This is a genomic window from Imhoffiella purpurea (genome assembly GCF_000585215.1).
Classification (GTDB): Bacteria; Pseudomonadota; Gammaproteobacteria; order Chromatiales; family Chromatiaceae; genus Imhoffiella; species Imhoffiella purpurea.
Window position 1 is genome coordinate 1 of record NZ_AONC01000024.1, and the last position, 9,642, is coordinate 9,642.

Annotated in this window: 3 protein-coding genes and 1 tRNA gene; 1 reads left to right on the top strand and 3 read right to left on the bottom strand. The window is 49.7% G+C overall.

The window, feature by feature from the left end:
• Positions 1–209 precede the first annotated feature (209 nt).
• Positions 210–3,059: a BT4734/BF3469 family protein gene (locus tag D779_RS21610; protein WP_081763403.1), complete on the bottom strand. Its 2,850-nt coding sequence runs from the start codon at positions 3,057–3,059 to the stop codon at positions 210–212.
• Positions 3,060–4,664: 1,605 nt separating this feature from the next.
• Between D779_RS21610 and D779_RS07980 the strand changes: the two genes are divergently transcribed.
• Positions 4,665–4,741, top strand: a tRNA-Arg gene (locus D779_RS07980).
• Between the two features lie 136 nt (positions 4,742–4,877).
• Here the strand turns inward: D779_RS07980 and D779_RS07985 are convergent.
• Together D779_RS07985 and D779_RS21050 are read right to left on the bottom strand one after the other, a co-directional pair.
• Positions 4,878–6,170 (bottom strand): fibronectin type III domain-containing protein, encoded by a 1,293-nt coding sequence (locus D779_RS07985; protein ID WP_157726354.1) that lies wholly within the window; start codon positions 6,168–6,170, stop codon positions 4,878–4,880.
• 576 nt (positions 6,171–6,746) lie between these two features.
• Positions 6,747–9,086 (bottom strand): tetratricopeptide repeat protein, encoded by a 2,340-nt coding sequence (locus D779_RS21050; protein ID WP_052347957.1) that lies wholly within the window; start codon positions 9,084–9,086, stop codon positions 6,747–6,749.
• Positions 9,087–9,642 lie beyond the last annotated feature (556 nt).

The window sequence follows — 9,642 nt, forward strand, 5'->3', positions numbered from 1 at the left end:
AGGGTACGCACGGGAGAGGGTCCTGCCAATTCTTGTCACCCTAATCACCTACATCCGCACTCGGTCTTGGCCAGGGTTATGATCATGGCCATATATCTCAAGCCATATTGATTCGCGATATTCCGCCGGTCGGTGTTGTCTCCTATACTCCCATTTTCACTGATGACCGGTCGCGCTGCATAAAGAGCGGCTTCAGATATATATTGTGATCATGCGGGAACGATCACAACATCAAATTTTGTGGCGCCAATATCTAGAAGGGACTGTTCCAATATATCCGGGTCCGAAACATAATATTCTTTCTCTCGTTTTTTGTAGTGACGGTCTGTATATTTCACCTTAATCAGGTCGATGCCAGAATCCCGGATTTCTCGATCAATAGCCCCCCTGTTTTTCTTGATACTATGCTCAGAAAACCCGAGCTTTTTTAGTTCGGATGGCTTGTTCTGGCAAAATCCTACTTGCATTAATGCTTCGATTTGATCTGAATATTTTGTTGGTTCATACCGAAAGAAATCCGTTATCTCAATTTCACCCCCGAGACTCTCATTAGAATATATGTAGATGTCTTTGGGCTTGCCGTGATAGTAACGCCCTCTACCTATCGCTTGCATTGTTTCTGAACAAGAAAAATGCTTGTTTATAGAATCAACGCGAGCATCAATGAAAGAAAAATTATTTAGGGACATGGGTTCTCCGTTTTTCATTCTCAAAGGACGATCCATGAACTCTTTCTTGAAGCTGGGTGAGTCGACTATTGCATGTGCATAGTTCTGCACTTCACTTTCTGGAAGGCAGTGCCTGCCAACAATTAGTATGCAGTCGAGATCGTCGAATTTATTCAGTCCTCGCAGTTTTCCAAAGTGGCCATAAATCTTAACACCCAATTGATCGGCTAGCCAACGATCAAAATCTTTGATGCCGGGTATATTCTTGTAAGTAATCAATCCAACCGAACCGTAGCGCTTTACAATAAGACGGAGGTCCTCAAGAAGTTCGTCCCTGCGCTTTTGGTCTTCGAGCCTTGATTTCGTCCAGTTTTGATTCTCTAGTTGATAGATGTTGATGTCATCTCTTCTTCTTGCGTTGATCGAAATATACTCAACATCACCAAGAACGGCTTTCACCACATATTCGTTTGCTGTGGCGTCCAGGTAAAGGGTTGGAATGTTTTCATAGCGACTTGCGACTGGCGAGATTTCTGAATATACAAGCGCATTACCGGATTCTATAAACCTGATTTTCTTCAGGGGTATGCTATTTGTGTTGTTCTTAATGTGGTTGTAAAGAATCTCTAATATTTTGGAGTGGGGTGTTTGGTTTTTGATTTTCATTTCTCGGATATAGTCCTTGCGTGTAGTGAATGGTATTTTTTGCCTCTTAGATTTGATCATGCGACCGTAATCGCTAATAACATCTTCCCTGTGATTTTCTATGGCATCTTGTAGCGACAAACCGTTTTTGATGTCATTGATGATATTGCGGATGCCGTCATAGTTAGTGTTCAATGTTTCTTTGTGCTCCACTGGGGTCATCCAGTCTTCGTCAATGATAATGAATTCTGGTTCCCAGACTGCCTCGCTTGGCCCTCCAGTGTTGTTGGTTCCATTGAACCATGCTGATTGCCTATTGGTATATTCTTGGTGGGTCATTACTCTGATATTTTCTGGCCCAGAGAATTGTAGTATATAGTCGCAGTCAGTTCTCATTGGGCAATCATTCAAGCATTGAGCAAGCGGCATATTTATCCCGCTGTCTTCGTATTCCTTTAATACTTCAGGCATCAAGCATGTGTGCGTTTTACCCTTGATATGGCATGCGTAAAACATATTGCTGCGGCGTTTTTTCATTGATTTGAAGTCATTGGGGCTTTTTTTCAATTTCCCCATGATTTCATCGGCCAGTTCGTGATTTGGAACTAGGAACAAGATTCTACGTTTGGGCAAGGTTTCTTTTAGTATGCTTAATACTGCATGAGTTTTCCCGATCCCGCTTGCAACCCTTAGAAAAACAGATCTGGGGGTTTCCTTCTTGAAGAATGAGCGAATAGTATCCTCAAGTTTGGATTCGGCTTCCTCGATGGTTAGTAATTGATCAAATTGAAAATTACTGAGTGTTGCCGACAGCTTTCTTCTGGATGAGCCTGTCACTGGTTGATATCCATTTTCCTCTGCAATTTTTATTAGGGTATTAATGTTGTAGAACTTGCAGTTTTTGATTTGATCTTCTAGTTGGTTCCTTAATATGGATTTCTCTTCTTTTGACCAGTGATCGAGTAGTATGTCAATACCCCTCTCACCAAGAGATATAAGGACGGCAAAATTCACTGGCATTCTTTCGTTGTAATGCAGGTCCTTTGGTATGAATTTGAGAAGAGTCAAGACGAAATCTTCAGTGATAGGATGGGCGTTGTTTTCCCTGATGTCATTACGTGGATTGCTATGGCCATGATTGTGTCTCGGTGAATCTGGTTGGTATTTGCACCTGTCGTTAATCTCTAGTGTTTTGCAGTCTTCATTGAGGTATGCGTCAGGATCATGTGAGATGTAACAGGCTTGTTTTAGGTGGGAGGCTGCATTGTCTGGTGTGACATTGATATCTTCTCTGATGTATTCTTGCACATGATGATATGCTTGACTGAATCGTTGCTTGGTGATCTCGATAGTTTCATCGCCCCCTTTTATGAAATCTGTTTTAATCCCAAATTTAATTCCGCCAGAGGGTGATTTGAACGCATAATAACATTCTTGGATATTGATGATTTTTGATATTTCCGAATCCATGTCGATTCCTTCGTTACCTTTAAGGTCGATATCAAATTGAATGATTCCAGTGGGTTCGCTATCCTCTGCAAGACGGTTTTTTACCAGTTTGCAAACGGTTGGAAAAAGTTGAGGTAGACTGCTTTTAAGTATGTTGCGAAATTCCTTGTTATTTTCGCTGCGAATCAGTTCTACAATTGCTTTATATCTTTCTGATTTAATGACCTCAATGATTTCGGATATTTCCTTATCTTCAGTTTTTTGTGATTTGATATTTCCCAGGTAACTTACTTTCATGGATATTGCCACCCTAATTTTTTCAGTCGAGAATTAAAGTTTCCATCTGTTTTCCCGCCAAAATAGGTTGGTTTCTTATAAAATAACTATATAGAAACCCACCCCACCTTGACGGGTATCAGTTCGGGAAAACACCTTTTCAGTGTCTTTGGAACCGATAATGATTGACTGAATGTTAAACGATCTGAATGGGTGGAAATTTATATATTTTTAATTTTATTGATTCATTTTGTTGACCGATAGATCAATGCTCATGGCTATCAAATTTTTGAAATAAAAAGAATCTTCAGATGATTTGAAATCTGAAGTTAGAGAGAAGGAACAACCGGATCCCGAGCGGGACTATAGGAGGTAGGGTGCGGTAAGGAGTCAGTGAAAGAATGAAGAGAGAAATGCAGGGTTTCTTTTCGTGTGAAGGCTTGCGCCAGCGAGTCAATTTTTAATCAGATGAATTCTGATTTTCGGGGTCCACTACCCCCCAGCATACACTGAGGGGGAGGGGGCTATTTGTTACTCTAATTCAAATCTCATCAGTTCATAGTTCCGGTAAAATTCCACTTCCTCCATGAGGACGATGATATATCCTAGGTCATCCATGTAATACGAAAAACACTCCTCAACAAAATCGTCAACCTGGTTTTCTTCTAAGTCTCTCTCCATACATTGTCACCATATTTGGTTCAGTTAAGGGATAACACATAATGTACCTCGCACTCAATATCTCATGCCACCTTGCCAGACTAATTCTTGACTGAATTCATCGCATGTTTTACCCATTGCTGCTGTTATTTTCCGATCCAATTCGCGCAACCTTCACGTATGCCCATTTAGGGTTGACTGACATTGCTTGCATGGCATTTTAACCATCGCATTCCACATAAGTCTACAACTGACTGATTTATATAGAACATACTCCGGATCGTGTTTTATGTATTTCAACAGCTTACCGAGATGTGTGGAATGCGATGCATTTTAACGCGGCAATTCACGGGAATAATTTATTATTTAATTATTTGACTCTGCCATGCCCTGCAGTGACACACTCGCATGGTGTTTGAGTGTTTTCATTTGGTTGAAAAATTTAATGCCAAATGAATTATCCGGAAATTATTAAATCTGGCATTTGAAGGAAATGAATGGAGATCTATTCAGAGTGCAGGGACAATGCCGTGCGAGGTGCGAGGTGCGAGGTGCGAGGTGCGAGGTGCGAGGTGCGAGGTGCGAGGTGCGAGGTGCGAGGTGCGAGGTGCGAGGTGCGAGGTGCGAAATATTGAGACCTCACGGACAGTCAGAGTCCACTAGACAGGGCTTTGTATCCGGTGCGGGTAAGTCAGCACCAAACTCGTTCGGTTGCGGTCTCAGCTTTCAATCATTTCACCTGAATCTATCACGGCATAACATAATGATTTACAAGTAAATACAGAATTCTAGTGAAGGGGAATGTGGGATGGATTTACGGCACACTCCTGGCACACCGATGGCACATTCCTGGCAAAAATGCGCTAGATCGCCAGTGCATGAAACGATGAATCGGAATATAATAGAATACGAACAGCACTTGTAAGTCGCTGTTACGGAAGGAGATTGACCACTAATTCGTCCAAGGCGCCCGTAGCTCAGCTGGATAGAGTACTGCCCTCCGAAGGCAGGGGTCACAGGTTCGAATCCTGTCGGGCGCGCCAAATTTCCGCTGTGCAGAGACCATGGCCCCGGTGAATGCCGGGGCCTTTTTCGTTTCCGTTCGCTCGCTCGAGGCAAAACGGAGAAAACCCCGACAAAACAGGGGCTTTCTTCAGCTTCGTCAGACCGACTTCCAGATCAGTATTGAGCCTCGGCGACGAAATAGCCGATGCTTTCCGCGTTGTTGTGGCGCATCTCGGCGTCTCGCGACTGTTCTTCCTGAACCCAGATGTCGACACCCTCCGGCTCCAAGCCTGTCCAGCGCAGGCTCGCCGCGTCCGAGCCCGCCGTGGTCTGCATGTCGGCGATGAACAGGGGTGCCCGCTCGAAGGCGGCGCTGAAGGGAAGCGTATAGCCCATATGCGTCACAGCACTCTCGGTACGGCCCACTGCGTATTTCAGGCCATCGACCACACCCTCCGAGGGCTCCCAAGCGATGTAGTCGATACGCTCCGTGACATGCGTCTGCTGGCTCGACTCCTGCTCGCGCATTCCAACGAAGAATCCACGCGTATCGATATTGCGCAGTCTCGCGTTGACCGTGTCGTATTCGTTGACCGTCACGACGCTCGCGAAGACCACGGGCGTGTCGGAGAAAACGGAACTGAAGGCATGATACTGGAAGGCATTGGTGGCTTTGGTGTCCACCGATCCGGCCTCGATCCATTCGCCGCTCGGCAACTGATGGCGTCCGCGCTCCATGACCAGATAGGTCACCGACTCGACGCCATGCACATCGTCAAGATAATCCCACTCCTGCACGCGAACGGAAAAGCCATCGGGACTCACGTCCTTGATGCGAACGACCGCAGGATCCGATTCGTATCCACCAAGCCCTTTGACGACGACGACCGGATCGACGAAGAAGCCCTGGATCTGAACCCACTGCCAATCGGAATCTATCTCGAGCTCGCCCGTTTCCAGTGGAAGCGTCGGTAAAACCGCCGGGCTCGAGCGGTCCGCCTCCGAGGAGGCGACATAGCCGGAAGTCAAGCTGGAGGAGGCACCGTAAGTCGTAACCGAGCTCGCGGAATCACTCGAATCAGCGTTATTCGTATAAACGATCGATGTTGGTATCGAGTATGGGATATGGGTCGCGATTTCGTTGGAATAGTCGCTGCACACTGTTTTTGATTCATTGCAGGCTCGAGCGGCGATGTAATAGGTGAAACCGCTTTTCAAACCACCGAGAGAAACTGAAGTCCCATTCACGACGATGCTAGTGCTGTAATCACCACTCGTCATTCCATAGCTGACTTCATAGTGATCCACTCGCTCATCGTCTACCGCATCCCACTCGAGATCGACGGTTCCAGCATGCGAAGATGCTGTCAATCCGAGCAGGAAAAGAAACGAACACGCCATCGCAAATTGAATGCAATGATGGTTGGCTCTGCTCGCCGAAAGAACCACAGATTCCCGTGTACGCATTATGACTTTCACCCGCCATGCTAGAGACGTTCTCGATGTGGACGGCTATTTGAGCCGTCTCGTCGTTGTGCGGGTAAGAGTTAATCAGCAGGGGACGGGGCGAACTGTGATGTAGCCGACAATCGAGAATTCGCTAGAAAAAGCGGACGAACATTGTGATCGCAATCACATTTCAGCGAGGCTAGGGGACGACAGATTCAGCAAGCACTTGAAAAAAGACGAAAAATCAAATTGCGATACTGAAGATGATAAACACAAGTCTTCAAGACACCGAAATTCATGAACCAAACCTCAAGTCAACACCCTCCCCTGCCATTCGGAGAAAAGATTTGAGACATGGTTCACACTAATGAATAAACAGTGACTGGCGCTTCGCTTCGAGCTGCCGAGCGACAGACTCTCTCACGCCTGGTTTTGTCCGGCATGATCGATGCCGACCAAGTCATATATGCGCCGGGCAGGAACGAATATTCAGCGGCCGATCATACAAAGCGGGCACCAGATCCCTGTGATGCCCGCCCACGGTGAAATGAGATGAGGACCGCCGCCAACCGTTCGGCACAGGCGGCGGAACCATCATCGACTCAGCTGGGCCTGCATTCGACGCGCCTCCTCGATGCCCGGGAAATCGGTCTGAGCGGCCAACGCCTTGTCGAGAAGATCCTTGGCCTCCGCCCGGCGGCCGAGCGCGGCGTAAATCATCCCTTGATGATACTGGACCTCGGGGGGAACCTTCTCGACCATGGATACGACCTTGTCCAGGGTCTCCACCGCCTGATGCAGCTCACCAGCGCGGAACTGAACCCAACCCAGCGTATCAAGCAACACCCATTGGTCCGACCCCTCGAAACGCTTCACCAACTCTCGCGCTCGAGCCAGACTCTCGGGGTCGTCCTTGCGGTCGTTCGCCAGAAGCATCGCCAGATTGTTGATGACGACCTCCGCATTGGGATTGCTCTTCAGCACCTCCTCATAGGCCGAGAATGCCTCGTCGATGCGCGAATCCTGCTGCAGGGCCTGTGCGAGCCGGAACACTAGAAAGGCATTGCGATTGGTGGCCTCGACCCCTTTTTGCAGGGTCTCGACCGCCCCGTTCAGATCGCCATTGCGAGCCTGAAGATCCGACAGCCTCACGTATGCCGAGGGCAGTTCGGGATAAAGAACGATCAGCTGAGCGTACTGCTCGCGCGCCTCCTTCAAGCGGCCTGTCACCAAGTAGACCTCGCCCAGCAAATTGAGGGCGGCCGTATTGACCGGCTGCTTGTCCAACACCTCCTGCACCCGACGTTCGGCCTCCGCGCTCTGCCCAAGCGCGAGCCGACTCCTCGCCAGCGCCAGCTTGGGCTCGATCGCATCGGGCCGCTTCTCGAGGGCCAACTGGAACTCCTTGACGCTCGCCTCGAGATCGCCTTCATGCTGAGCATAGAGCCCAGCGAGATAGTGACCGAGAGGATGATCGGGCTTGGACCGAAGCAACTGGTCGGCGGTCTTTTTCATCGCCTCCCAGTTCTGTTGACTCAGCTGTATGCGAGCCAATGCGCTCTGAATCTGTACGTTATCGGATACGCGCTCGAGGAATGACTGAAGAATGGAGGACGCACCCTGGGCGTCACCGTGCGAGAACCGCAACTGCGCCAGCTGCAGATAGGCTTGCGGATCCTCCGGGGCCGCTTCGACCGCCTTTTCCAAGGCGTCCTGCGCCAGAGAGATCTCGTCTCGCATCTCGTGAGCGGCCGCCAGCATGCGCAAGGCATTGACCGATTCGGGATGATTTTGGAGCACGTTGCGCAGATCCGCAACGGCCTGATCCGGATCCTTCTTCTTGAGTGAAATGGCCGCCCTCACCATCAGGGCCTCCATGTTCCGGGCATCCTCGCCCAGCACCTCGGCGACCAAGGATTCGGCCTCGTCCTGACGATCCGTGGCCAGCAACAGTCCAGCGAGCAGACCGCGCGCGCGCGCACGATCGCCGCCCCCCTCGTCCCGATCGGCGATCTCGCGATAGACCGCGATCGCCTCGTCCGCCTTCCCGCTCTTGCGGTAGAGATCGGCAAGAGCGAAACGCAGCGAATAACGGTCTGGGTACTTGGAAATGAAATCCTTCAACGCCTCCGCGGCCGAGTCGATCCCCTTCTGCTGCATGACCCACTGCACGTAGAGCAACCGAGGCTGCTCATCGTTCGGACGGGCCGCGATCAACGTTTTCAGGGTTTCCTCGGCACGCGCCAACTGACCCTGCTGGGTATCGAAGGCGACCAGCCGAGCGACATGAGCCAACTGATCGGGCTCCTGCTTCGCGGCTTGCTCCAGTTGCTGCCGAGCAGAGGCTGGTTCGCCGTTAGCCAGCAGTATGGAGGCCAGCATGACACGCAGAGAGACATCGTCAGGATGGGCCTCGACCGCCGTCTGCAGCAAACCCTCGGCCTCGGCCAGTTCATTCTGAGACCGGCGTATCTCAGCCAGGAGCACCAGGGCATCGCGCGACTTCGGATCCATGGCCAGCGCGGCCTCGGCATCCGCAATACCGGCCTCCATATCGCCCTTCTTGGCGCGGATCATTCCCCTCAAGGCCAAGGCTTCAGGCCGTTTCGGGTCCGAGGCCAAAACCAGCTCCGCATCCTTCAGCGCATCCTCGAGTTGATTGGCGCTGAACAGCAAGCGACCGCGCTTGATACGGGCATCGGTATTCTCCGGATCGAGCTCCAGAACCTTGCCATAGTCCCCGAAGGCCGCCGACCAGTTCTCTTCCGCTGCCTCGATTTCGGCGAGTTGGTACCAGGCGGGTGCGTATTTCGGATCGATCTGGAGAACGTTCTTGAACTCTAGGCGAGCTTTGACGCGATCCCCTTGAGATAGTAATTCGACGCCGTGATCGTAGTAGGCCTGCTTGCGGTCGTCGACACCACAAGCCGCCAATACAATCAAAACAACCGAGGATATGATTACAAACCTAAGACTCATGAGACCCTCCGTAACAATCGCGAAGAAATAGCGGTTTGGCAAAGTACACTCATAACAAGCATAAGGCCAATCCGATTCAGGGCATTCAGGCCAGGAATTTTCTCAAGAGCCTAACGATCGACCTCTCGCCTCGAAAGCAAGCTAATAGGAGCGAACCGAAAAAGCTCAGTCAAACCAGACAATGTTCTTGAGCGAAACACAAAAAAGGCGAATGGCTCAACAAGCACTAAGAAAGCGATGAAGCCAATAGACGCCGGAGCCGAGGATACGGCATAACATGCAAAACCAAATCTCACGGAAAAACCAAAGTCGATTACCGTAACAAAAATATTACACACGAAATATATGTTACAGAAATTGGGCGGCCATTATCACTGCTTTTACGATCGCAGCAGGATCCTTGAGCTACGCCAAAACAGCCCAGGGCTTTGAAGGTCACAGATCGTGATCATGAGCGACTTCTCTGATCGATCCCCTCAGGTTCGCGGGGTCTTTCGACGTTTCTCAAGAA